At 72.2% G+C, this 23780-nt stretch carries 21 protein-coding genes and 2 pseudogenes; 3 read left to right on the top strand and 20 right to left on the bottom strand.

Annotated elements, in window-relative coordinates; translation table 11 throughout:
• Nucleotides 1–343 precede the first annotated feature (343 nt).
• From SLV14N_RS32390 to SLV14N_RS32370, 5 genes and pseudogenes are all read right to left on the bottom strand, one after another.
• Nucleotides 344–1492, bottom strand: a complete 1149-nt coding sequence (locus SLV14N_RS32390; protein WP_263272201.1) for a caspase family protein — start codon at nt 1490–1492, stop codon at nt 344–346.
• A 14-nt stretch (nt 1493–1506) separates the two neighbouring features.
• Nucleotides 1507–1914 (bottom strand): hypothetical protein, encoded by a 408-nt coding sequence (locus tag SLV14N_RS32385; RefSeq protein ID WP_208685874.1) that lies wholly within the window; start codon nt 1912–1914, stop codon nt 1507–1509.
• A gap of 59 nt (nt 1915–1973) precedes the next feature.
• The gene (locus SLV14N_RS32380; RefSeq protein WP_263272199.1) at nt 1974–3212 is read right to left on the bottom strand and encodes a hypothetical protein; all 1239 of its coding nucleotides are present in this window, start codon (nt 3210–3212) and stop codon (nt 1974–1976) included.
• Entirely contained in the window at nt 3209–4147 is a 939-nt protein-coding gene (locus SLV14N_RS32375) for a hypothetical protein (RefSeq protein WP_208685872.1), read from the bottom strand. Before SLV14N_RS32375 ends, SLV14N_RS32380 begins: the two co-directional genes overlap by 4 nt.
• A gap of 175 nt (nt 4148–4322) precedes the next feature.
• Nucleotides 4323–4541: pseudogene (locus SLV14N_RS32370) on the bottom strand (transposase); the annotation flags it as partial.
• Nucleotides 4542–5076: 535 nt separating this feature from the next.
• Here SLV14N_RS32370 and SLV14N_RS32365 point away from each other — a divergent pair.
• Nucleotides 5077–6192: a hypothetical protein gene (locus tag SLV14N_RS32365; RefSeq protein WP_263272197.1), complete on the top strand. Its 1116-nt coding sequence runs from the start codon at nt 5077–5079 to the stop codon at nt 6190–6192.
• Nucleotides 6193–6310: 118 nt separating this feature from the next.
• Nucleotides 6311–6610 (top strand): annotated as a pseudogene (locus tag SLV14N_RS32360) (serine hydrolase); the annotation flags it as partial.
• A 232-nt stretch (nt 6611–6842) separates the two neighbouring features.
• On the opposite strand, the gene SLV14N_RS32355 reads toward SLV14N_RS32360, so the two are convergent.
• The 3 genes from SLV14N_RS32355 to SLV14N_RS32345 all read right to left on the bottom strand — a co-directional run bounded on the left by SLV14N_RS32355 (nt 6843) and on the right by SLV14N_RS32345 (nt 9449).
• Nucleotides 6843–7487, bottom strand: a complete 645-nt coding sequence (locus SLV14N_RS32355; protein WP_263272196.1) for a DUF2064 domain-containing protein — start codon at nt 7485–7487, stop codon at nt 6843–6845.
• Nucleotides 7484–8212, bottom strand: coding sequence for a glycosyltransferase family 2 protein (locus SLV14N_RS32350; protein ID WP_208685863.1), 729 nt, complete (start codon nt 8210–8212; stop codon nt 7484–7486). Before SLV14N_RS32350 ends, SLV14N_RS32355 begins: the two co-directional genes overlap by 4 nt.
• 184 nt (nt 8213–8396) lie before the next feature.
• Nucleotides 8397–9449 (bottom strand): NAD(P)-dependent oxidoreductase, encoded by a 1053-nt coding sequence (locus SLV14N_RS32345; protein ID WP_263272195.1) that lies wholly within the window; start codon nt 9447–9449, stop codon nt 8397–8399.
• Nucleotides 9450–9813: 364 nt separating this feature from the next.
• Here SLV14N_RS32345 and SLV14N_RS32340 point away from each other — a divergent pair, with 364 nt between their 5' ends.
• Nucleotides 9814–11181: a hypothetical protein gene (locus tag SLV14N_RS32340; protein WP_263272194.1), complete on the top strand. Its 1368-nt coding sequence runs from the start codon at nt 9814–9816 to the stop codon at nt 11179–11181.
• A 70-nt stretch (nt 11182–11251) separates the two neighbouring features.
• On the opposite strand, the gene SLV14N_RS32335 is transcribed toward SLV14N_RS32340, so the two are convergent.
• The 12 genes from SLV14N_RS32335 to cbiE form a co-directional block, all read right to left on the bottom strand.
• The gene (locus SLV14N_RS32335) at nt 11252–11965 is read right to left on the bottom strand and encodes a methyltransferase domain-containing protein (protein WP_263272192.1); all 714 of its coding nucleotides are present in this window, start codon (nt 11963–11965) and stop codon (nt 11252–11254) included.
• Nucleotides 11962–12144, bottom strand: coding sequence for a hypothetical protein (locus SLV14N_RS32330; RefSeq protein WP_263272190.1), 183 nt, complete (start codon nt 12142–12144; stop codon nt 11962–11964). The genes SLV14N_RS32335 and SLV14N_RS32330 overlap by 4 nt, the downstream gene beginning before the upstream one ends.
• 43 nt (nt 12145–12187) lie before the next feature.
• Nucleotides 12188–12706: a DUF4153 domain-containing protein gene (locus tag SLV14N_RS32325; protein ID WP_263272189.1), complete on the bottom strand. Its 519-nt coding sequence runs from the start codon at nt 12704–12706 to the stop codon at nt 12188–12190.
• Nucleotides 12703–13983 carry a molybdopterin-dependent oxidoreductase gene (locus tag SLV14N_RS32320; protein WP_263272188.1) on the bottom strand — a complete coding sequence of 427 codons (1281 nt, stop codon included), beginning with the start codon at nt 13981–13983 and terminating at the stop codon, nt 12703–12705. The genes SLV14N_RS32325 and SLV14N_RS32320 overlap by 4 nt, the downstream gene beginning before the upstream one ends.
• A gap of 325 nt (nt 13984–14308) precedes the next feature.
• Entirely contained in the window at nt 14309–14473 is a 165-nt protein-coding gene (locus SLV14N_RS32315; protein WP_208685854.1) for a hypothetical protein, read from the bottom strand.
• A gap of 38 nt (nt 14474–14511) precedes the next feature.
• A complete protein-coding gene (locus SLV14N_RS32310; RefSeq protein ID WP_263272186.1) occupies nt 14512–15045 on the bottom strand; it encodes a hypothetical protein in 534 nt (177 codons plus the stop codon).
• 44 nt (nt 15046–15089) lie between these two features.
• Entirely contained in the window at nt 15090–15350 is a 261-nt protein-coding gene (locus SLV14N_RS32305) for a hypothetical protein (RefSeq protein WP_263272184.1), read from the bottom strand.
• Nucleotides 15316–15693 (bottom strand): hypothetical protein, encoded by a 378-nt coding sequence (locus SLV14N_RS32300; protein WP_263272183.1) that lies wholly within the window; start codon nt 15691–15693, stop codon nt 15316–15318. The genes SLV14N_RS32305 and SLV14N_RS32300 overlap by 35 nt, the downstream gene beginning before the upstream one ends.
• A gap of 21 nt (nt 15694–15714) precedes the next feature.
• Entirely contained in the window at nt 15715–16602 is an 888-nt protein-coding gene (locus SLV14N_RS32295; protein ID WP_263272181.1) for an RNA methyltransferase, read from the bottom strand.
• A gap of 53 nt (nt 16603–16655) precedes the next feature.
• Nucleotides 16656–17888 (bottom strand): uroporphyrinogen-III C-methyltransferase, encoded by a 1233-nt coding sequence (gene cobA / locus SLV14N_RS32290; RefSeq protein WP_263272179.1) that lies wholly within the window; start codon nt 17886–17888, stop codon nt 16656–16658.
• 162 nt (nt 17889–18050) lie between these two features.
• Nucleotides 18051–22190: a nicotinate-nucleotide--dimethylbenzimidazole phosphoribosyltransferase gene (gene cobT / locus SLV14N_RS32285; protein ID WP_263272177.1), complete on the bottom strand. Its 4140-nt coding sequence runs from the start codon at nt 22188–22190 to the stop codon at nt 18051–18053.
• 236 nt (nt 22191–22426) lie between these two features.
• The gene (gene cbiE / locus SLV14N_RS32280) at nt 22427–23647 is read right to left on the bottom strand and encodes a precorrin-6y C5,15-methyltransferase (decarboxylating) subunit CbiE (protein WP_263272176.1); all 1221 of its coding nucleotides are present in this window, start codon (nt 23645–23647) and stop codon (nt 22427–22429) included.
• Nucleotides 23648–23780: the final 133 nt, after the last annotated feature.

Genomic DNA, 23780 nt, shown 5'->3' with positions numbered 1-23780 from the left:
AGACGACAGCCGCTGGTCCACCGAGTCGTGCTTCCGGCCTGGACAGGACTCGGCAGTGACGCGGCGCCCATTTCGGTCACTTGATCGACTCGTGGCTCAGCTGCAGATCGCGCCAAGGGCCATCGCTTCCATAGCCCGACCCCTGATCATCCCCGTCGGCAAGCGCAAGGGAGAGAACCCTCGGCGGCCAGCATCTACCGGGCGCTCGCCGAGCACGCCAAGCGCGAGGCATATCCGAAGCCGTCGCCACGCCCTGAACCGTCGCGGCAGTCAGCCACACCACGTGGTGCCCTTCCGCGGGTGCTGGGAGGTGTCTTTAAAGCCCCGGCATCACCGTGCCCCCTCACCGCGCGCCCGGACGAGGGCGCTCGCCGTCGGCCTCCCCGCTGCGCTCGCGGCGTGTTCGCCAGAACTCCCGGCTTGCCAGGGCCGCTTCGCGGCGCCCACCGTCCGCGCCGTCCGCGCCGGCCATGTCGGCCGCGCCGCCCGTCGGCCAGTCGGCCAGGAGCCGCTCCAGCAGGGAGTGGGCGGTGTGCGGGTCGCCCGCCTCACCGGTCGTGGACGCGTGGACGTGGCGGTAGCGGAGGGTGTCCTCGTCGACGGCCCCGAGCACGGCCGCGGCGTCCCGGGCGAGCACCTCGAAGAGACGGGCCGCCTGGACGGAACGATCCGGCCGGCCCCGGCGCCCCAACTCCCGTATCTGTGCGGCGAACCGGGCGCGGGCCAGCAGCCCGGAGCGGGTGTGCGCGGTGCCGTGCGCGGGGTTGCGGAACAGGGCGAGGTCACCGGTGGCGCCGAAGGCCCGTTGCAGCGGCTCGGGAAGGCGGGCGCCCGGCAGCGTGACGGCGAGGTAGCGGTGCAGCGTGCCGAGATCGAGCCGCTCGGGGCCGTCCGGGATGCCGTCCGACAGCAGCCGCAGCAGGGCGTCGGTGAAGCCGGTGTGCCGATGGCCCTCGGGAGTGAGGGCCTTCTTCGTCCGGCCCGCTGCGGTCAACAGATGGATGTCAGCCGCGGCCGCCGCGTCCAGGGCCCGCCCGGCGAAGCAGCAGTCGAGGACCGCGACCTTGTGCGCGGCCCGTACCTGCCGCATCGCCTGGAAGACGGCGGCGGCCGGGAGCGAGGTGCGCTCCGCGCGTGATGCGTCGTCCACCGATCCGGGCAGGGCCAGGCACAGACGGTTGTCCTCGCCCAACACCCCGTGCCCCGCGAAGTAGAAGAGGAGCACGTCGAGGGGGTCGCCACCGGGCGCGGGCAGCAGCCGGAGCACGTCCGCGGGCGTCGGTGGATCGATGCGACGGTGTACGGCTGCGGGGTCGAAGGCGCCGAGCGGGCCGGTGAGCGCCGCGGCGAGCGCGCTGACGCTCGCCGCGGCCTGCGGGAGCGCCGGCAGGGTGCCCGGCACGACGTGCGTGGCGGTGCCGACCATTATGGCGACCGACCGCGACGGGGCGGGGACGAGGAGCGGCCAGGGCTCGGACGGTGTGTACGGCACGGTTGGCGGGGGCGTCAGCTCTGGTCGCCGGAGTCCGCCTCCAGGAAGCGGCGCAGCTGCGCCTCCACGGCTGCGGCGTCCTCGGGGCTGCCTGCCGACAGCTCCAGCCCGGCGCCGTCGGGGCGGCTCACTTTCATGGTGATCCGCCGGGACCTGGCGCGCTGGACGAGCCACACTCCGACACCGCTCGCCAGCGCCTCCAGCACCGGCCCGACCGCGCCCAGTACCTCGGCGGCGTCCGCGAGGCCGCCCTGCTCGCCGGGGCCGGGCGGGACCATCCGCAGACGGGCCGAGCCGCTGAGCTCCTCGTCGTCGTTCAGCCACTCGGCGAGCGAGCGGGCCAGCTCGTCGCTGCCGTCGGCCGGACCTGAGAACTCGAAGGTGAGTGCGGGTACGGGGGTGGAGGTGGGGGTGGCGTTCATGGGGCCTCCAGCGGTTGCAGGAACGGGGTTTGCCGGGACCGGGGACGGCACTGCAGGGGTCAGGGCCTCGTCTCGGGGGGACCCCGGCGGAAGCCGGCGGGATCCGGGCGGAAGTCGGGGGCGTGCGGGTCCCCGCCCTCGGGGGCGGGCGCCCTGGCCGGGGGTGCGGCGGTGCGGGCGGTGGTGGTGAACAGCGGGGGGCGGCCCGGGATTTCGTATGGGAAGCGGAAGGCGGCGGCGGCCTGGGGCAGGTCGACGAGGTCGGCCAGGATCTTCTCCCGGTCGCCCAGCGGCTCCGGTACGTCCTGCCGATAGGTGGCGTCCAGCCATGTGCGGTGCAGGCCGGTGAAGTTGGTCCAGGCGTCCGGCACCTCGTGCGACGGGACCGGCCGGACCACCGCACCGCCGTCGGCCGCACCGGGCGGCGTGAGGGAGGCGGCGACCTGCTCCGCCAGGTCTCCGGCCACGGCGCGTCCCCCGCCCGCCGCTGCGGGCTCCCCCGCCACCGAGATCCGGAGGCGATAGCCGTGCCGGTCGGAGCAGCCGCTCAGTATCTCCGCGTAGCGGGCGGCGGCGCGCACCGCGAACGGTTCGGGCGGGATGTACTGCGTGAACACCGGGTTGGGGCGGCCGGGGAGCGCGAGCCTGCCGTACTCCTGGACGAGATAGCGGAGGTAGCCGACCAGTTCGGGCGGCGGCGTGTACGGCTCCAGGCAGACGCCGATCACTGCGGGGGCGCCCGCGCGGGCCAGCGCGTCCCAGACCGGCTCCCAGCTCACCGTCTCCGAGCGGAGCGGGGTGAACGCGACCCCCAGCGGGAAGTCGGTGTCGGCGCGGCCCAGCCGGGCCCAGTCGAGGCGCTTGCGTACCTCGGCGAGGGCGGGCGGACCGGGCGGCTCCCGCCGGAACTCTTCGAAGGGAACGAGTGCCGCGCGGAGTTCACCGGCATCGTCGACCGGCGCGGCCCTGATGTGGCGGGGCGTGTCCGCCATCGCGTCCCGCAGGGCGAGCACGGCGGCGGACGCGGCGGGGCCGTCCGGCCCGTGCATCCGGCACAGCAGGACGCAGCGCACCCCGCCACCACCGGGTGCGGTGGTGTGGCGCAGCTCGAAGGCGCGGCCGTCCGGCTGCCACTGGCGGGCCAGCCAGACCTGCTCCAGCGCGGCCGCCTCGGCGCGCCGCTCGGCTTCCGGCAGGCCGACATGGGCGCCATTGCGGTCCATCGCCGCTTCCGGTTCGAGCCTGATCCCGGCCCAGGCCCACGCTCCGGCGGGCCCCTCGGAGACAAGGACACTCATCCGTCGGCGGCGCCTTCCCTGCCCCGCCCGGCCGGCGGCCGGGGCTGACCGGGCAGCGCCGGCCCCGGGGCGGCACCGGGCGGAGCGGCCAGCGGGGGCGGGACGGCCGGCGGGGGCGGAGCGGGGCGGGAGCCGCCGCCGGCGTCCGTGCCGTGGCCCGTCGCCCCCACCTCCACCGCGACCATCAGCCCCTCGCGGCAGGCGAGGTGGACAGCCTCCCGCATGACGGTGGCGCCCTCGCTGCGCAGCATCTGACGCTCGATTCCGCCGTCGCCCTTGAAGCTGCGGGCGAGCTCGGCCACGTACTTGCGCAACAGCGCCGCTCCCCGGCGCGCCCGCCACATCGTCCAGCCGAGATAGAGGCTGGTGCCGTAGTTGAAGACGGATACGTATGCCACATAGGGCTTGTGGTGGAGGGCGATGCGGTGGCCGAACGCCTCGGGAGTGATGGGGTATTGGCGTGAAGTCAGCGAATTCTTGATCCGCTCGTAGACCACCGACGCCCGGTCGGGGCGGTCGGCCAGCAACACCCGCCATTCGGCGACCGGTTCGGGGAGCCGGCTGAGGAAGAGGATGAGGACGAAGGCGGCGAGCGCGGCTCCGAAAGCCACGAGGGCCCAGGTCGACGCGCCCGCGTCCAGAAACGTCGCGCTGACCGCCTTGCGGGCCTTGTGCCGCGTGCCGTCCCAACCGTCACTCGCGTCTACCGCCGGCGTGGATTGGCTCAGGAGCACCGCGCTGATGAAGCTGGGGACAGCCGCTGCCACAGCGGCGGCGATGACGGCCCGCCCGATCATGCCCAGGATCGTCTTGCCGCTGACCCGTTCGTTGAGGCCCAGCTCGACCGGTTCGTGCCGGAGGGTCTTGTCCAGGTAGGCGGCGTTTCCGTCGCCGCCCCGCCAGCCGGGAAGAGGTGTCGCATCACCGGAAATCATCTGGGGCAGTCAACTCCCTATAGCGGGTGAGACAGCGTCAGGTCAGCTTTTCACCCTGACACAGCGACCCGGTGGCCTGACTGCCGAATCGCCCATTTCCGTTGGCCGGGGTCGTAGTTCAGCCACGCTCCCGGCCTGGGCCCGTACCGCCCCCTATAGGAGTTGTCTTCAAATGTCACGCCCACATCAGGAGCGACGCGAGGGTGACGGCGGCTTGGTAGGACTCGGCGGTCTTGTCGTAGCCCATGGTGATGCCGCGCCATTGCTTCAAGCGGTTGAAGCAGCGTTCGACCACGTTGCGCTGCTTGTAGAGCTGTTTGTCGAAGGCCGGCGGGTGCCCGCCCCGGCTGCCGCGCCGGATCCGGTTGCGGATCTGATCGGCGCGTTCGGGAAGGGCGGGATGTACTTCCGGGGTGCAGAATCCGATGAGGGTGCGTGCCGGCGCCTGATGGAAGGCCCTCGCGTAGCGCGAGGGGTGAGGCGTTGTCCGGATTCCGGTGCATCCGGGAGTCCATCGATGACATTGCTCGGGCTCCGTTACGGCGGTGTCCCCAGCGGGGCCGCGTGCTGTTCCGGCAGGGGGAGCCGAGCCCGTGCTCTGGTTCCGATGAACTACGTTGATCATGCACGGACCGCCGCCGGGGCGTCGCACGCAGGATGAAGCTGCCTGTCGGCAAGTGCAGTTCAGCGGCCTCCGCCCGGCCGACGCGTCATGGACGACGCCGGTGGGGGAAGACGGCCGGCAACGACGTCACCAGAATCGGAGAACAGCAATGCGGTACGAGTCGTCCGCGCAGCTTGACACGTGCGATACGCCTTCCCTCGCGAGGCCGACCTCGCGTCGTCGGCTGCTGGGAGTGTCTGGGGCGGCGCTCCTCACTGCGGCGTGCGATCCCAAGGGGAGTAAGCAGTCGGGTGGCGAGGGGAGTGTGCAGCCGAATGCGAAGGGCGGTGGCGCACCCACCGGCGAGGCGCCGAACGGCGCGCTCGGGGTGAACTTCAACGAGGATCCCTCCGACATGAATTTCGCCCAGGTGAGGGCCCTTTCGGCGAAGTGGGTGCGTGGCTTCGTCCCGATGACGGACTACTTCGACACGCACACCCCGGCCGAGCAGCGGTCCATCGCCAGGCTGCTCGACGCGAGCGGGAACGGCTTCAAGGCGATCCTCTCGCTGAAGTTCCCCTTCCTGACTCTCGGGCAGTCGCTTCCCAAGGTGGGCAGCAAGGAGATGGGAGCGCAGCTGAAGCGCGTGGACCGGGTGCTGGACGCTGTCATGGGCAAGATGGACATCCTCACCATCGGCAACGAGCCTTTCCTCGAGACCATGAAGGACGAGCGCGATGCGCGCCTCAATGTGTTCTACGAGCACGTCGCCGAACACGTCATCGCCTACCGCAGGAAGAACTTCCCGCAGGGCTGTAGGACCCGTCTGTACATGGGGGCTCTCAATCGCCTCGACAAGAAGGATGGGCGCACGCCGGCCACCGAGCGGTGGGTCGCCTTCGTTAACAGGAAGCCGGAGCTCGAGGGCCTCGACATCCATCCGCACGTTGACTCCCTGGAGGCGGCTGGCAGGTACGTCCAGTACGTCGTGTCCCGCCTGGACAAGAGCAAGAAGTTCCTCGCCACGGAGTTCTCCCTGGTGCAGCACTGGGAAGCCCACATGGGCGACAAGATCCCGGCGGCCTACGCCGAGGAGTACAAGGTGCCCCCGAACACCCGCGTGTGGCAGGTGATCGGCAACGCGTTCGAAAAGCCCTTCCCCCAGAAGAGGTGGGATGACTTCCTCGCGATGAGTCCGTGGTTCGCATCCCACAAGGACTATCTGACGCAGCAGGTGCAGATGTTCCGGGAGACCGGCAAGCTCGCGGTGGCCACCTACGGGGTGGTGCAGATCGAATCCATGCAGACGGGCTGGGACGCTGACAAGAAGCCGTGGATCCTCAACCCCTTGTACGCGAACCGCACTGTCAGGGAGGAAAACGGAAGGGTCGGACGGACCACCGTCTGGTTCGACTCGTTCCGTGCCCTCCAGGATTCCTGAGCGACTCACGGTACTGCGGTGGCGGGTGGTGACCTGGCCGAGGGGTGACCTTTGGCCTCCGGCCAGAAGTCGCCCAGTCACTCGCTGCCCCCGTACGCCGCCCGCGGGGCATGAACGGGACCGTGCCGCCCTGGTCCTGGGCTACTTGGCCGAACACCTCTCCGGACAGCGACTCGACGAGCTTGCCCGCACACGGATCTGGCGCCCCCTCGGGATGTCCGAAACGTCCTTCGGCCCCCTTCCCTCCCCGTCCATGGGGCGCTGCGCGCCGACTGAGATGAACGAGGCCACCGGGCTCCATCTCAAGGGCACCGCCCACGACTTCTCCGCACGTCTCCTCGATGGCATCTGCGGAATCGCCGGCGTCTTCTCCGTGCTCGAAGACCTCGCCTCCTTCCTCCGCCACATGCTGGATCCCGCAGCCGCTCCGGAGCCGCCGGGCTTCGGCTTCGACTGGGTGACGGAGTCACAGCTAGACCCAATGAAACAGACATTGAAGAACCAAACGCTCACTAAGCAAGCCGATCGGCCGGATGTGTCCCAGTGTTGAGCTGGGCAGGCCATACCACCACGGTCTGCGGATACCTTCGGGCCGCAGTCTGCGTTGTCCACTCGGCGAGGGCCTGGGTCGTTACCGCTTGCCGTGCCGCTCACCGCCCGGCCTTCGCCAGCGAGTTCAGGGTGGTGGTGAAGCGCGAGCCGGGAGGGCAGCAGGCGGCGACCTCGGCGGCGTCGGCGGCAGTGTCCACATCACGCAGCACGGGCAGGTCGCTCACGCTCAGCCCCGCTTCGGCAAGCCGACGCCGCTGGATCGCCCCGGTGCGGTCGGTGGACATCGGCACGCCGCGCACAAGGGCTGCGGCGCGCGCCGGGTCGGCGAAACCCAGCGCCCAGAATCCGCCGTCCGCGGCCGGCCCGAGCCAAGCATCGGTGCCGTCTCGGCCGACCCACGTAAGGAGGTCCGTGGTCAGTTGGGGGGTATCCATCCCGACCAGGAGGGCCGGTCCACGGTCACAGTGGCCGAAGGCGGCCGCGATCCGCTCGTCCAGGCCGCCGGCGCCCTGGGACACGATGTCGAATCCGGACGGCAGCCAGGGGCCGGGAACACCGTCGAGAACAAGGACTCGGCGCCGGACGGGGGCCCTGAGCACCGTGTGCAGGGTGTCGGCAAGGGCTGCCTCGGCCAGAGCAGCCGCCTCCTGGGGCGTGTAGGGCGGGGTGAGCCGCGTCTTGACCCGCCCCGGCACCGGTTCTTTGGCGATGACCAGCAGCGTGTCCGTAAGCCGGGCGCTCATCGCCCGGTTCCTGGGGTGGTCGCCGCGGTCTCCGGGTCGGTGACGGGCCGCTCGGCGAGAACGGCGCGCATATCCCGTACCGCCTGCCAGGTGCCCCGCCAGGTACCGGTGACCTTCGAGCGGCCCGTGCGCGGGTGATACGGCACATCCGTCTCCGCCACCCGCCAGCCTGCGTCGGCGGCGCGGACCACCATCTGGAGCGGGTAGCCGGAGCGTCGGTCGGTCAGGTCCAGCGCGAGCAGGGACTGGCGGCGGGCGGCGCGCATCGGACCCAGGTCGTGCAGCCGCAGTCCGGTACGCCGGCGGATCAGACGGGCCAGCTCCAGGTTGGCCAGGCGGGCGTGCAGTGGCCAGGCGCGGCGTGTAACGGGCCTGCGGCGGCCCAGAACGAGGTCGGTGGAACCGTCGAGAACGGGCCCGCCGACAGCGGGCAGAAGTGCAGGATCGAGGGAGGCGTCGCAGTCGCAGAAGCAGACGACGTCGGCGGTGGCGGCGGTCAGGCCCGTGTGGCAGGCGGCGCCGAAGCCGCGCCGCGGCTCGTGGACGACATGCGCCCCGAGGGCGCGGGCGATGTCCGCCGAGCTGTCGACGGAGCCGTTGTCGACGACGATCGCGCGCCAGCCTGAGGGGATTCGGCCCAGCACCCACGGCAGGGCCTCGGCCTCGTCGAGACAGGGCAGCACCACGTCCACAGGAGAAGCCGGAGAAGGGGATGCCTCGGTCATGCCACTCACCCTACAGGGGCAAAAGAGACATAGAAGGCAGAAAGGAACTTGCGGATTGCTGACATCCTCTGATGCTTCCGCCGAATGCCGAATACCGGTGCGAGACCCGGTGGCGGTGAATCCGTACTGGAAGGGGCCGGCCCTTCGTGTTCGTCGGGGCCGGCGTTCCGGGCCGGAGGGAACGTCAGCCGGCTCGCAGCGAGGCCGTCGCGAACTCCGCCATTCCCTCCACAAACGCGACCTCCGGCTTCCAGCCCAGTTCGTCACGCAGCCTGCGCGAGGAGGCGGTGATGTGGCGGACGTCGCCGAGCCGGTACTCCCCCGTGACAACCGGCGTCCGCCCGCCGTGCACCGCTGCCAGGAGTGCGGCCATCTCCCCCACCGTGTGCGGCTCGCCGCTGCCGACGTTGTACGCCTGCGTGGTCCCCTCCGGCAGACCGGGCAGACCCTCCAGGGCCGCGAGGTTGGCCCGGGACACGTCCCTGACATGGACGAAGTCCCGCCGTTGGCCGCCGTCCTCGAACACCCGCGGTGCCTCGCCGCGCTCCAGCGCGGACCGCAACAGCGCGGCTACACCGGCGTACGGGGTGTCATGCGGCATCCCGGGCCCGTACACGTTGTGGTAGCGCAATGCGGCCACCCGCCCGCCGACGGCGCGCGCCCACGCGAAGGCAAGGTGCTCCTGCGCGACCTTGGTGGCGGCATAGACGTTGCGCGGATCAAGCGGGGCGTCCTCGGCTACCAGGCCGGGCGCGAGCGGCTCACCACACCTCGGGCAGGGCGGTTCGAAACGTCCTGCCTCCAAGTCGGCCACCGTGCGCGGCCCCGGCCGTACGACACCGTGCTCCGGGCACTCGTAGCGCCCTTCTCCGTAGACCACCATCGAACTCGCCAGCACGAGACGCCGCACCCTGGTCCCGGCCATGCCGGCCAGCAGCACCGCGGTGCCCAGGTCGTTGCAGCCCACGTAGGCGGGGGCGTCGGCGAAGTCCTTGCCGAGCCCGACCATCGCTGCCTGATGGCAGACTGCGTCGACCCCCCGCAGGGCCTCGGCGACGGCCTCCGGGTCGCGGACGTCCGCATGTCTCCAGTCCACCCCCTCGGGGATCGGCGGGGACGTGCGGTGCGCGGCAGGCAACAGCGCGTCGAGCACGCGCACACCGTGCCCGGCGCCGGTGAGGGCGGTGACGACGTGCGAACCGATGAAGCCCGCACCTCCAGTTACCAGGACCAACATGCCACCGACCGTACGGCCACGGGCCCGCCCGGCGGCCGAACGGCACCGGAACATCAGGAATTCGTAAGCCTCCCGCCGCAGGCTGGGCCTCGCCGGGCGGTGCGGCCGCCACCGTCAGCAAGCCGAAGCCCGCGCGGGCCGCGATCCGCTGAAGCCCACCGGCTCTCGCCGCAGCGGCCTGTTCGGCTGTCGGGGTGGTCGTCGGCGACCGATCGTGCCGCTGCCGTCGGCTCGGCCGCCGGGCCATCACGATGAGCAGAACACCGCTGGCCGGACCGAGCCGCCAATACCGCGAACGATGTGATCCGCTGTGTCGAACCGTAAGGTCAGCGAACGGTCAGCCTTCCCCGCTCACGCGGTGACGATGAGTGCGCAGAAGCGGGAGCGCCGACGCGATGTGTGGGCGGTGGTGGCCGCGGTCGTGCTGTTCGCGCTGGCGGTGCTCATCGGACGACTCCTCAACAGGACCGTTTACGGTTCGGAGGGGATTCTGCGGCTGGGGTGGCCTCCGCTGTATGCGTGGTGGCTGCCGCATGTCGGCCCGGGTACGCCGGCGGCTCTCGCCGTCGCCGCGCTGGTGGTGGTCTACGGCCCGCCGACTGCGCGGCGCCTGTCGTGGCGGGCGCTGGTGCCGGCTGTCTGGGGCGCGGCAATGGCATGGACGTGGTCGCTGGCGCTCGTGGACGGTTGGGGGCGTGGCATCGCCGAGCGACTGACCAGCAGTCTGGAATACCTGCAGTCGGTGAACGGCGTGCACGATGTGCCCGCTATCCTGCGGGACTTCACGAACCACATCCTGGTCGGCTCCCCCCACATCTGGCCGGCGCATGTGGCCGGCCACCCGCCCGGCGCACTGCTGACGTTCGTCGGCCTGGACCGTATCGGGTTGAGCGGTGGTGCCTGGGCGGCAGCCTGGTGCATCACCGTCGGGTCGTCGTTCGCGGCCGCGGTCGTGGTGACCGTGCGGGCGCTGTGTGGTGAGCAACTGGCCCGGCGAGCGGCCCCGTTCCTGGTGCTGGCCCCGGCGGCGGTGTGGATCGGAGTCAGTGCTGACGGCTATTTCGCCGGTGTCTCTTCCTGTGCGGTGGCGCTGCTCGCGCTGGCGGCCACCCGCACCACGCGCCTGCCCGGCCTCGCGGCTGTGGGTGCCGGTCTGCTACTGGGGCTTGCCTGGTACCTCTCCTACGGCCTGACGGTCCTCGTCGTGCTCGGTGCCGCCGTGCTCCTGCTCGCCCGGTCGGCCCGCCCCATTCCGTTGGTGATCCTGGGAGTGCTGCCGTGGGTGGCGGCCTTCACCGCCGCGGGGTTCTGGTGGCTTGACGGCTACACGGCCCTCGTCGAGCGCTACTACCAGGGTGCCGCCAAGGTACGCCCGTACGGCTACTTCGTCTGGGCCAACCTGGCCGCTCAGGTGCTGACAGTGGGCCTGGCTACGGTTGCGGGGCTGTGCCGAGCCGCCGGACCTCTGCGGCCGGCCGTGCGGGGGATGCGGCGTAGGTCACCGGCCGGGCGGGGTGCACTGTCGGTGCTGGTCGCCGCGGCGTTGTGCATGATGCTGCTCGCGGATCTGTCCGGAATGAGCAAGGCAGAGACCGAACGGATCTGGTTGACCTTCGCGGTCTGGCTGCTCCCCGCCTGCGCGCTGCTGCCACGCCGGGCTCATGCCGGGTGGCTGGCCGCCCAGGCCGTCCTCGCCCTCCTCGTCAACCATCTTTTACTGACCGGCTGGTGACGGCTGCACGGCCTGGGTCCGGACCGGGAGCCGCCATCCGGCAACGCAGTGTCCGCTGCTGCAACTTCCCTCAGCCGTGATGTCGCGTGTGTACCGGGGGAGAGCCGGCGGACCGCTTCAGTTCGAGGAAGTGGCGGTCGCCGACCGACCAGTGTTCGCCCGGCCGCCACCCGGTGACCGCTGCCGTGCGACGCAACGCGGCAACGCCGACACGGGCCCAGGGGAAGGGCATTCCAAGGCGGCCACGGCCGTCATCGAACCGCACACGCAACCGTTCGTCGACGTCCTGAGAGGCCGCCTCCACCAGCAACAGGCTTCCCCGAGGAGACACCAGGCTCCCGATCCGCTCCAGCAAGGCCGGCGGGTCGCCGCCGATCCCGATGTTGCCGTCCATGAGCAGCGCCGTATTCCAGAGCCCCTCACCCGGAAGTCGTTCGAAGACGGATCGGCACAGCGCCGCGCCTCCGGCGTCGGCGGTCCGCGCGACGGCGGCACGGTTGATGTCGATGCCGAGCACGAGGTGGCCGAGCGCCCGGAGGGCGCTGACCAAGCGCCCCGGTCCACAGCCGATATCGAGGACCGCCCCCTTGCACCGCCGCAGGACGCTCATGTCGGCGGGGTCCGGAGCGGCACACCAGCGGTCCACCTCTGACGACAGAACTCCACCGTCCATACGGCGCATGTAGAGGGGGCCGCGGCCGTCCTGCAATGCGTGCGCATACGGGTCCTCGTGCAGGGGGCCGGAGCCCAGCCGCTGCTCTGGTGCATGCTCTTCGGTGCTCACCGGGCAGGTGCCTTCGCGTTGCGGAGCCGATCGCGCTGGGTGACGCCGGTGGTATCCGTGGGCATCGGGACGTCCCACAGCAGGCTGGGATCCGGTTCGGTCAGGCCGACGGCCCGGAAGCCCGGGGCAGATTGCCTGGCCAGGACCGCCGGTGTGGTTCGTTCAGGTGCGCGGGGCATCGGGATTTCCCTACCGGCCCTTTCTCGGAACTGGCGGCCTTGGTTACGCCTGGTGTCGGCCGGGCGCCTTCGGAGGGGCTTCGTGCGCTCTCGGCCGGGGCGAACGCGCACGCCACATGGCGACCAGCAAACACACTGCGGAGGCTGCGAAGAGGGCAGCCGTGATCAGCAGCCAGCGGCCCCAGAACACATCGGCCGGTAGGCCGGTGTACGAGGTGAAGCCCGGGACCCGGTTCAGGATGAGCGGATACCAGACGAGGAGCAGCAGGAGGGCCACGAAGACGGGCACGCGGATGTAGTTGATCCGGCCTGTCAGCGAATGCGAGCGGTCCGTCGCGTCCCTTCTGCGCCGGAAGACGCATTGCACCACTCGGTCGGTGACGGTGTAGAGGGGGAGAAAGACCAAGTCGTGCAGGAGCGCGGCGCCCACGAACCAGAGGACGACGCCGAGCGTGTCTCCGTTCAGCAACCGGAGTCCCGCATAGACGGCCAGCGCGAAGGAACACAGCACGAGCAAGAGGTGCAGCGGGGGTGCGCCGTAGCGGGTGCGGAAGCCCTTCACTGTGCTGCTCCGAAGGTGAGGCGAGTGACCCATTTGGTGTTGTGCACACCGGGGTTGGCCGGGACGATGATCCGCGCCGGATAGCCGTGGTCCGGGGAGAGGTCCGCGCCATTGACCCGCAGGGCGAGCAGTGACCTGGGGTCACGCACCTGGTTGTCGCGCAGGTGGGTGGAGCTGAAGGCTCCACCGCGCTGGGCGGACTCGACGAAGACACCGGGAAGGCTCTGCCGCTGTACGACCAGGGCCGCCAGGTCGGACAGCCGTACCCCGCTCCAGTGCTGGTCGTCGGTGGACCAGCCCTCCACGCAGGCGATCGGCAGGGCTGCCGTGTGCTGCGGGAGCGCCAGCACCTGCGCGCGGGTGAAGATCCGCTCCCGGCCGGGGCCGCGTACGACCAGGCGCCAGTCAGGCCCGATGTCGCGGGCACGGATACCCACCTCCGCCGCGGTCTTGTTGATCTGAAAGCCATTGGGGCCCTTTCCTGGCTCCTGCCCGTGCGGTGCCAGCAGCGCGGTCTTGCGCAGGGCCCCGCCGATGCTCTGCCCGGCCGTCACGACGAGCAGTGCCAGCGAGCCGGCGCCCACCAGGCCGAGTGCGCCCCGCCGCGACATCGTGGGCGGCGCGGGGTGGGGCGTCACCAGGCCGGTGTCATCCGTCGCTTCGGGCGTCGTGCGTGCGGCGGGGGTACGCACGATGCCGCGGAAGCTACGGCTGCGCAGCGCCCTTGCCATAGTGGGAATCCGGAAGGCGATATGAACGACGAAGGCGCCGATGAAGACCCAGGCGCCGTAGAAGTGCAGGGTGTAGAAGGACCCGGGGAAGATGTAGTGGAGCTGGATGTTGAGCACACCGGTGACGAATTCGAACAGCACCCCGCCCACGAGGAGCAGCAACGAGAGCCGCTCCAGAGCATGGCTCAGTGAACGCACCGGCGGCCAGGTGAACAGCTTGGGGACGACCGACCAGAGCTTCGCCAGCAGGATCGGGATCAGCACCACGCCCAGCGTCACGTGGATTCCCTGGGTGAGGCGGTACAGCCAGGACGGGCTGGTCGGCCAGGAGAACAGGTAGAAGCCGAGCCAGCCCTTCCCCGGCGTCTTGTCGTTGCCCGGTGCCAGGTTCGGGTTGTACGCGGCGTAGGACAGCAGTCCGGTCACGAACAGCACGGTGATGCCGACCAGGAGGATCAGCCCGAACACCGACGTCAGCCACGGTCCCCGCAGCGGACTGCGCCAGAAGCCCGGCCGCGTGGGGCCCGGCGGCGGAGTGTTCAGCAATGCGGCGAGGCGCCGGCGACGACCGGGACGGGGCTTGGCAGCCGTTTCGGTGAGTGGGGAGGCGCCGGCGGCCCGTCGATGTGCGGAACTCCCTCGCGGTGGCGGGCTACTGTCGGCCGCCTCGTCAGGCTGTCGCTGCGGCCTGGCACGACGAGGCTCGCCATCGCGGTCGCTGCCCTCCACATCGATCCCCTCACGGTGGCCGGTGCGACATGATCGCCGCCCAGGACCCACCGTACGCAGCTCGATACGCAATTCACCCTTTGCCGCACATTGTGGAACTCATTCGGCCCCACGCCGACCTCACCCCGGCCAGACGGACTCCCTACGTGCAGAGGCGCCCGAGTTGGCCGCTGGGGATCAGGACGGTCATGGCCGGGTCGGGTGCCCAGTGGGGGCGCCCTGGGCGGTCGTGACGGTGGCAGCGGCCCGCGCGCTGGAGGAGGAGGGCGATGGGGGCGAGGTCGCTGACGACGTGGTCGAAGTCCACGTCAAGAGACTGTTCAACGACTTGGGTGGCAACCACGATCACAGGCCGCGGCGGTCGCTGGCCGCGAGCGCGCAAGTAGTGGCCGCTGCCGCTAGCGTGGGCGGGGCGGGTTTGCCTGCCCAGTGTTCGAGGCGGCGGGTGAGGGCGTCGCGTTGGCGTGCCGGCATGCGGGCGTGGAGGAGCTGCACAAGCGGCCGGTGGGCACCCGTCCAGGCTTGGCGCAGATGCCGGGCGGTGGCCTGGGCGTCAGCGACGGTGTTGCAGACGACGAGCGCGCACCCGGTGCCTTCGCTGGTCATGGGCTGGAGGGTGCGGGTGATGGTGGCGAGGCGGCTGTCGGGGTTCGCCGGGGAGGCTGCGTGCTGGACGCTTTGCATGGTGATGGTGAGGGCGCGGGCGCGGGTGGTGGGGAGGGTTTCGCTGGTGGTGACCTGGCCGGTCGTGGCGTCCACGAATGTCCAGCCGGGGTAGGTGGGGTCGAGCGTGATGGGGGTGGTGTGGCCTGCGCCGCGGCGATAGGCGTCGGCGAGACAGGTGGCGATGGACCCGGTGAGCGTGGCGGAGAGCAGCACGACCGGGGTGCGGGTGTGCCCGAGCCATTCGAGGAGGCGTTCGGTCAGGCGGTGGCCGTATGCGCGTCGTAGGCGTGGGCCTCGTCGATGATGACGGTTTTCCCGGTGAGGCCGAGCCAGCGCATAACGTTGTAGCGGACAGGCAGCGCGGCGAGCGCGGCAGTGTCCCACGTGCCGATGGCCGCGCCGGCGAGGAGCCCGCGATGGCGGCCTCGAAGCCACTCCCCCGAAATCCTGACCGTTTCGGCACAGTTCGCGATCAGCGTGTCGTCAGTGGTCTTGGTGCCTTCTTCGAGCCACGCCATGGAGTGCAGGAGCCGCACGGGGATGGGAAGCGGCCTGGAGGCGTTGGACATGTTCGACGATGCGGCGGTGCATGGCGTTGGTCGTGGCCATGGTCGGCAGGAACACACCCAGCCCCTCGGTGCCGGACGCGTGCCCGAGGACGTGCGCGGCGTAGAGCGCGGATTCGGTTTTGCCGTCGCCGGTCGGAGCGGTGACGAAGACGAGGCCGGGCCCGTTCACGAGTGCGGGGAGGCGCTTGCCGAGGTCTGCTTGCAGGGGGTGAGGGTCGGTGATGAACGGAAACATGTCCGCGAACGAATCGATCGGCTTCCAGACGGGGGCGGTGAGCTGCGCGCCGGTCACCAACGTGCCGGGACAGCACAGCTAGAGCCTCGTCGCGTAGAAGGCCACGGCGGAGGCGGCGGCGACGTTGAGGGAATCCACCCCTGCCGCCATCGGGATCCGGACCCATTCATCGGCCGCGCGCAGGGCATCGATCGACAGTCCGTCGCCCTCGGTGCCGAGCATGAGCGCCAGCTTCTCGTACCGGCGGGCGGCCAGTTCGTCAACCGTGATCGACTTCTCGCCGAGGCACAGGGCAGCCGTCACGAAGCCGTGCCGGCGGAAGAGCTCGATGTCCTTCGGCCAAGAGGTCAGCCGCGTCCAGGGAACATGGAAGACAGCACCCATCGACACCTTCACGGCCCGCCGGTAGAGGGGGTCAGCGCAGCGCGGCGTGAGGAAGACGGCGTCCACACCCAGAGCGGCCGCGCTACGGAAGGCAGCCCCCAGATTCGCGTGATCAACTATGTCCTCAAAGATGGCGACGCGCTGACCTGCACTCTTTTGTAGACCCGAAGGCACCGTCGCGCCGACGTCGGTGTGGTCGTCGACCGCTTCCGTGACCGCGATGCGGCCGGTCCCGGCGAGGAGTTCGTGCGGCGCGGGCAGTGGCTTGCGCTGCATGGAGGCCAGCGCGCCGCGGTGCACGTGGTAGCCCGTCACCCGCTCGGCGAGGGCCGGGGTGACGGCGTAGACCGGGGCCGGGACCTCGTCGATGACATCGCGCATGACGTCGACCCACTTGGCCGAGAGCAGCATGGAGCGCATCGCGTAACCGGCGTGCCGGGCGCGGCGGATGACCTTCTCGCCCTCGGCGATGAAGAGGCCTTCCGCGGGCTCGCGCCGGCGCCGCAGCTCGACGTCGGTCAGGCCGGTGTAGTCGGCCAGCCGTGGGTCGTCCGGGTCATCGACGGTGATGATTTCTGCCACGGGGAGATAGTGCCTTGTCGGTGTCGAGGTTCCAATGCCGCGTGAGGGATCGGTTACCTGTGGGTAGGTGCTACGGCGACGACCTCACCGATGACGATGACCGCCGGGGGGCGAACGCCCTCGGCCCGTACGGTCTCGCCGAGCGTCGCGAGGGTGGCGTCGACGCGGCGCTGGGCCGCGGTGGTCCCCTCCTGGATGACGGCGGCGGGGGTGTCGGCGGCGCGGCCGTGCTCGACGAGCTTGGCGGCGATGGCGCCGCTGTTCTCCACGCCCATCAGGACGACGAGGGTGCCGCGCAGCTTGGCGAGCGCTGGCCAGTCCACCAGCGAGCGCTCGTCGTCGGGGGCGACATGGCCGCTGACGACGGTGAACTCGTGGGCGACGCCGCGGTGGGTGACGGGGATACCGGCGGCGCCGGGCACCGAGATGGTGCTGGAGATGCCGGGGACGACCGTGCAGGGGATCCCGGCCTCGGCGAGAGCCTGGGCCTCCTCCATGCCGCGGCCGAAGACGAACGGGTCGCCCCCCTTGAGCCGGACCACGGCCTTGCCGGCCTTGGCGTGCTCGATCAGCGCGTTGTTGATGGCCTCCTGGGCCATGAAACGGCCGTAGGGGATCTTCGCCGCGTCGATGACCTCGACATGCGGCGGGAGTTCGGCGAGGAGGTCGCGGGGGCCGAGGCGGTCGGCGATGACCACGTCGGCCTCGGCGAGCAGCCGGCGGCCGCGGACGGTGATCAGGTCGGGGTCGCCGGGGCCGCCGCCGACCAGGGCCACTCCCGGGGTGTGCGGGCGGCGGTGGTGCGGGGCGGCGATGCTGCCGTCCCGGAGGCCCTCGACGATGGCGTCGCGTACGGCGGCGGAGCGGCGCGGGTCGCGGCCGGTGAGCACCGCGACGGTGACGCCCTCGCTGCGGCCGGTGGCCGGGGTCCAGGCGGTGGCCGCCTCGGCGTCGTCGGAGCGTACGCACCACACCCGGCGGTCCTCGGCCTCCTGGGACGCGGCGGCGTTGGCCGCCGAGTCGTCGGTGGAGATCAGCGCGTACCAGGCACCGTCGAGGTCGCCGTCCTGGTAGCGGCGGCGCTCCCAGCGGACCTCGCCGGCGTCGGCCATCGCCTCGACGGACGGGGTGGCGGACGGGGAGATCAGCAGGACATCGGCGCCGGCGGCGACGAGGGAGGGGAGCCGGCGCTGGGCGACCTGCCCGGCGCCCAGGACAACCACCCGGCGGCCGGACAGCCGCAGTCCGACGGGGTAGGCAGCGTGTTCGGCGACGTGCTCAGCCATGGCGGTACGGCTCCTTGTGCGGATGGTGCGGGTTCGGCGGCCGGATCGGCCGCTGCGGCTCTGGAGCGGCTGGTCAGGGGTACGGCCCGGGGACGGCGGTACGGCCCCGGCCCACAGCCTATGGGGCTGCGGGCCGGGGGTCATGCGGAGGCCAGGGCCTGATCAGGTCTTCTCCGTCACTCCGGCGGAGTCGAAGGTGGCGACCTCGTGCATGGCGCGGGCGGCGCTCTGCACCACGGGGAGCGCGAGCAGGGCGCCGGTGCCCTCGCCGAGGCGCAGATCGAGGTCGACGAGCGGGCGCAGGCCCAGCTTGTTCAGGGCCGCGACATGGCCGGGCTCGGCGCTGCGGTGGCCGGCGATGCAGGCGGCCAGCGCCTCGGGGGCGATGGCGCGGGCCACCAGGGCGGCGGCGCCGGCGCTCACCCCGTCGAGGATCACCGGGGTGCGCAGCGAGGCGCCGCCGAGGATCAGACCGACGAGGGCGGCGTGCTCCAGGCCGCCGATCGCGGTGAGGACACCGATGGGGTCGGCCGGGTCGGGCTGGTGGAGCTCCAGGGCACGGCGGACCACATCGACCTTGCGGGCGTGGGTCTCGTCGTTGATGCCGGTGCCGCGGCCGGTGACCTCGACCGGATCGACGCCGGTGTAGACGGCGATCAGCGCGGCCGAGGTGGTGGTGTTGGCGATGCCCATCTCGCCCGTGAGCAGCGCCTTGTTGCCGGCGGCGACGAGGTCACGGGCGGTGTCGATGCCGACCTCGATCGCCTGGAGCACGTCCTCCTGGGTCATCGCCGGGCCCGCCGTGAAGTCGGCGGTGCCGGCGCGGACCTTGCGCGGCAGCAGACCGGGGGTGGCGGGGAGATCGCCCGCCACACCGACGTCCACGACACAGACCTCGGCGCCGACCTGGTTGGCGAAGGCGTTGCAGACCGCGCCGCCGCCCAGGAAGTTGGCGACCATCTGGCCGGTGACCTCCTGGGGCCAGGGGGTCACGCCCTGGGCGTGCACACCGTGGTCACCGGCGAAGATCGCGACGGCGGCCGGCTCCGGGATCGGCGGCGGGCACTTGCGGGACAGTCCGCACAGCTGCGCGGAGATGATCTCCAGCATGCCCAGCGCCCCGGCGGGCTTGGTCATCCGCTTCTGCCGCTCCCAGGCCTCGCCGAGCGCCTTGGCGTCCAGTGGGCGGATGCCCTGCAGGGTCTCCTGGAGGAGGTCGTGCGGGCTCTCGCCGGGCAGTGCGCGGCGGCCGTAGGTCTCCTCGTGGACGACCCAGGACAGCGGGCGGCGCTTGGACCAGCCGGCCTGCAGCAGCTCGGGCTCCTCCGGGAACTCGTCGACGTAACCGATGCACAGGTAGGCGACGACTTCGAGGTGGTCGGGCAGGCCCAGTTCGCGGACCATCTCCCGCTCGTCGAAGAAGCTGACCCAGCCGACGCCCAGGCCCTCGGCGCGGGCGGCGAGCCAGAGGTTCTCCACCGCGAGCGCGGAGGAGTACGGGGCCATCTGCGGCTGGGTATGCCGGCCGAGGGTGTGCCGGCCGCCGCGGGTGGAGTCGGCGGTGACGACGATGTTCACCGGCGTTTCGAGGATCGCCTCGATCTTCAGCTCACGGAACTGCTTGGCGCGCCCCTTGGGCAGCGACTTGGCGTACGCCTCGCGCTGCGCCATCGCGAGCTGGTGCATCTTCTCGCGGGTCTCGTCCGAGCGGATGACCACGAAGTCCCAGGGCTGGGAGTGGCCGACGCTGGGCGCGGTGTGGGCCGCCTCCAGGACGCGCAGCAGCACGTCGTTGGGGATCGGGTCGCTGCGGAAGCCGTTGCGGATGTCGCGGCGTTCGCGGATCACGCGGTGGACGGCGGCGCGCTCGGAGTCGTCGTACCCGGCAGCCGGGAACAGGCCGCCGGCCACGTCGGGACCGGAGCCGTCCGGCGTCGGAACGGGTTGCTGCCGGCCGGCGGCCTGCGGCTGGTCGTCGTCGCCCTCGCCGAGCTCGACGAGTGCGGCGGCGTCCTGTTGCTGGGGCGTTTCGTCGGCGTCGTCGGCGGGCTCGCCCTCGGGGGCCGGCTGCTCGTCGGCGGGGGCCGCGGCCTGCGGGGCCGGGGCGTCCACGGGGGTCTGCTCGCCGGATGCCTGGGCCGGGATGTGGACGGTGACGGGCCGGGCTTCGGCGGGGGCGTCGGGCGCGGGCTCGGTGGGGGCGTCGGGCGCGGCTGCGACGGCAGGCGCGGCGTCCTCAGCGGGTTCGACGGGGGGCGCCTCGGATGCGGGGGCGTCCGGCCCGGCGGGGCTGTCGGCGTCGTCCGGGGCGGCCACTGCGGGCTGCTGCTCCGCGGGGGTGTCCGCGTCCTGCGACGCGGCCTCCGGGGCGGGCTTCTCGGCGGGCTCCTCGGCGGGCTGCTGCTCGGTGGCGTCCACGGGGGCGCCGGGCTGCGGCTGTCCGGCGGTCGGCTGCTGCGCCTCGGGCGGCTCTATGACGGTCTGCTCCTGGGGCGCGCCGTCGTCGGTCACGGGCAGGGCGACGGGGCCCTGGGGAGCGGTGACGGGTGTCGGGGCGGTGGGCTCGGCGACCGGGGCCTCGTCGGTGGGCTCGGCGACCGGGGCGGCGGCGGCCTCGGCCGGGGCGGCTGGGTCGGGGGTGGCCTCGGTCAAGGTGACCTGGTCCGGGGCGGCGTCGATCGGGGCGGCGTCGGCCGGGGTGTCGGTCGAGGGCTCCGGCTGGGCCTCGTCGGTGGCGGCGGCCTCGGGCTTCTCGGCGGGCTCCTCGGCGGGCTGTTCGTCCTGCGGGGCCTGCGGGGCATCGGCGGGGGTGTCGGCCGCCGGCTGTTCCGCCACGGGCTCCGCGGTCCGGTCGGCCGCGTCGGAGGGGGCGGGGGCCGGGGCGTCGGCGGGCTGCGCCTCGGGCTCGGCGGGCGCGGCCTGGTCGGCGGGCTGCTGCGGGGCCTCGGTGACGCCGGCCTCGGACTGCGGGGCGGCCGGGGCGGTGCCCTGGCCGGGGACGTCCTGAGCCGGGGCATCCTGTCCAGGAGCAGCGGGAGCATCCGCAGCGGGGGCATCCGCCGCGACGGCGCCGGGCACGGCGGTCTCCACCACGGATGCGTCGGGTACGTCGGTGTCCGGCACGGGGGCGTCCGCCGCGGCCGTTCCGTCCTGCGTGGGCGCTGCCGCTTCCGGCACGGCGTCCGGAGCAGTGTCCTGCGACGGCGCCGGCGCCTCGGCCTGCGTCTCCTGCCCGGCATCCGCGGCGGGAACGCCGTCCCCGGCCCGCGCGGCCTCCTCTGCCGGGAGTGGCATCGGCTGTTCGACGGGCAGCGCCGCGTCCTGCGGGACCGGCTGTACGGCGGGGGCGGGCGGCACGGCCCCGGCGGATGCGGCGGGTGCCTCGGGGGCGACCGTTTCTGCAACGGGGGCCGCGGTGGCCTGCGCGGGGGCCTCGTGCCACGCCGGCACCTGCGACGGGATCTCGCCGAGCTGCGGGCCGGGCAACGGGCCCTGGCCGGCGGCGCCGTAGGTCTGCTCGGCGTGCAACTGCCCGCCGTAGGGCTGCTCACCGTACGAGGGCGCCGCGAAGGCCTGCCCGGCCGCCGGCGTCTCCCCGGTGGGCTGCTCGGCGTACGGCACGTCCGCGGCCGTCTGTGTGTCGGCCGGCGGGCCGGTCACCAGCTGTTCGTCCGGCGTGGCCGCGGCCGGGGCGTCGAAGTACTCGGGGCCGCCCGTGGGCGGTCCGGCGTGCCGCGCCGGGGCCTCGGCCGGGCCGCGGTCGGCGAGCGAACGGACCACGCCGCCGGTCGCGTCGGGGACGGGCGGGCCCATGTGCAGCGGACGGCGCGGGGGCGTGGACGGCGCGGCCGCGCGGGCCCGGTCCGGCTGGGGAGCCGCGGGCTGGGGAATGCGGACGGCGCCGAGATCGACGGAACCGGAATCCCGGCCACCGCTCTCGTGGTCGCCGGCCTGGGCGGGCATCGGCTCGAAGCCGGTGGCTCCGTGGGCGGCCGGGTCGAACGGTGCGCCCTGCTGGGGCTGCTGGTCCGCACCGTGGTGGGTCTCCTGCGGGAGCGGCTGGGGCGCGGGCTGCTCGCTCCAGGCGCCCTGGGCGCCCGGCATCAGCAGCAGATCGTCGTCCTCGACCGTGCCGTCGGCCTGGTCGAGGTAGGGGTATTCGCCCGGCGGGGGGACCATGCCCGGCAGCTCCGTCGGTCCGGCGTCGGCAGGGGAGGGAGCGGCCGCCGGCTGCGGCTGCCCGGGATGTCCGCCTGCGTTCTCCGGCTGTCCCTCGCCCGGGACCTGGCCGGTGTCGGTCATGCGTACCCCTCGCCCATTGGTAGTGCTCCTTCCAACCGCTCGTGCGACGCGCTCGACCGGGGCGCGCCGACGCCCCGATAGCTAGAACGAGCGAGCACGCCTCGCGGCACGTCCGCTCTCCAGAGCTTCATATTCGGCCAAAACCACGGCATTTTCCGGATATTGGCGTACGAAGCCGAATGCGGAACGGCGGCGCAACGATCCGCCAGCCTACCTCGCGCGGGTTGCCGTGCTGGTCACGGGTGAGGAACGCGATACCCGCTGAGCAGAAACACCACGGACCGCTCACGTTCGACCCAGACGGAAGTGTCCAGGTCCACGGACTGCAGCAGCGCGCACTCGACTTCGTAGCCGCCGTCGGCCAGCGCCCGGCCGAGCGATTCGGCCTCGTCGCGGGTGGCCGCGTGGGTGACGATCCGTTCGGGACGGCGGGCCGCACAGGCGGTGAGCACCTCCGCTCCCCCGCCGCCGACCCGGATCACGTCGGGCTCGGGCAGGTCCTCCAGGATCTGCGGCGCCCGGCCGTGCACGACCTGGAGTTGGACACCGTGGCGGCGGGCGAGGGCGGCGGCGCGTCCGCAGGCGTCCGGGTCGGCGTCGACCGCGATGACGGCGGCGCCGAAGCGTGCGGCCTCCACCGCGGCGGCTCCGCTGCCCGCGCCGATGTCCCAGACCAGGTCGCCCACCTGCGGTCCGAGACGGGCGAGTTGTGCGGTGCGCAGCTGGACGGACTCGCCCTCGCCCAGGGCGCCGCCGTAGGCGCTCGCCGGAAGTCCCCAGCCGCGCGGGCCCGTCGGGTGGCCGACGTCGTGACCGGCGATCCAGCCGGTCCCCTGGGCCGCGGCCCCGCCGGGCGAACCACCGACGACAATGACGACATTGGGGTCACGCCAGACATGGTCGGCGGCCTTGTCGGATGTGAGGACTGTCACCTGCTCCCGCTCGGTGCCCAGTTCCTCGCAGATGACGAAGGTGCGGTGGACGCCGCCGAGCAGCAGGGCGAGTTCGGCGGGACCGGCGCCGGGCGAGGTGAGCACCGCGACCTTGGTGTGGGCGCGGCAGACGTTCACCGCGCGGCGCAGGTCGCGGCTGTGGGCGACCACGATCTGGGCATCGTCCCAGGGCATTCCGGCCCGTGCGAAGGCGGCCGCGACGGAGGAGACGGCCGGGACCACTTCCACTTCCAGGCCGTGTTCGGGTGCCCGCAGGGTGCGGACGACACCGAAGAAGCCGGGGTCACCGTCGGCGAGCACGACGGCGGTGCCGCGGTGCTGGGCGATCCGGCGGGCGGCCAGGCTCACGCTGCCGAGCCGGATCCGCTCGGCGTTCGGCGGGACTTCGGGAAGTGCGAGGTGGTGGGCGGCGCCGGCCACCAGCGTGGCGGCGCCGAGCGCGGAGCGGGCGGCGGCGGTCAGCGGAGAGCCGTCCCATCCGATCACCGTGACCCGGTCGGCCATGCTCGTCAGTCTCCTGGGGCTGCTGTGGTTACGCGGGCGGGGCGGCGGACTGGCGGCCGCAGGCCGGTGTGATGCCGCTGGGGTGCGCTGGTCCGCGCTGGTCACGCAGGTGCGTGGCAGGCCGAGACTACCC

The organism is Streptomyces sp. Je 1-4 4N24 (genome assembly GCF_026239515.1).
In the GTDB taxonomy this organism is placed as follows: domain Bacteria; phylum Actinomycetota; class Actinomycetes; order Streptomycetales; family Streptomycetaceae; genus Streptomyces; species Streptomyces nigrescens.
Note: the sequence above shows the minus strand (reverse complement) of the source record. Positions and strands in the feature narration are given on the sequence as shown.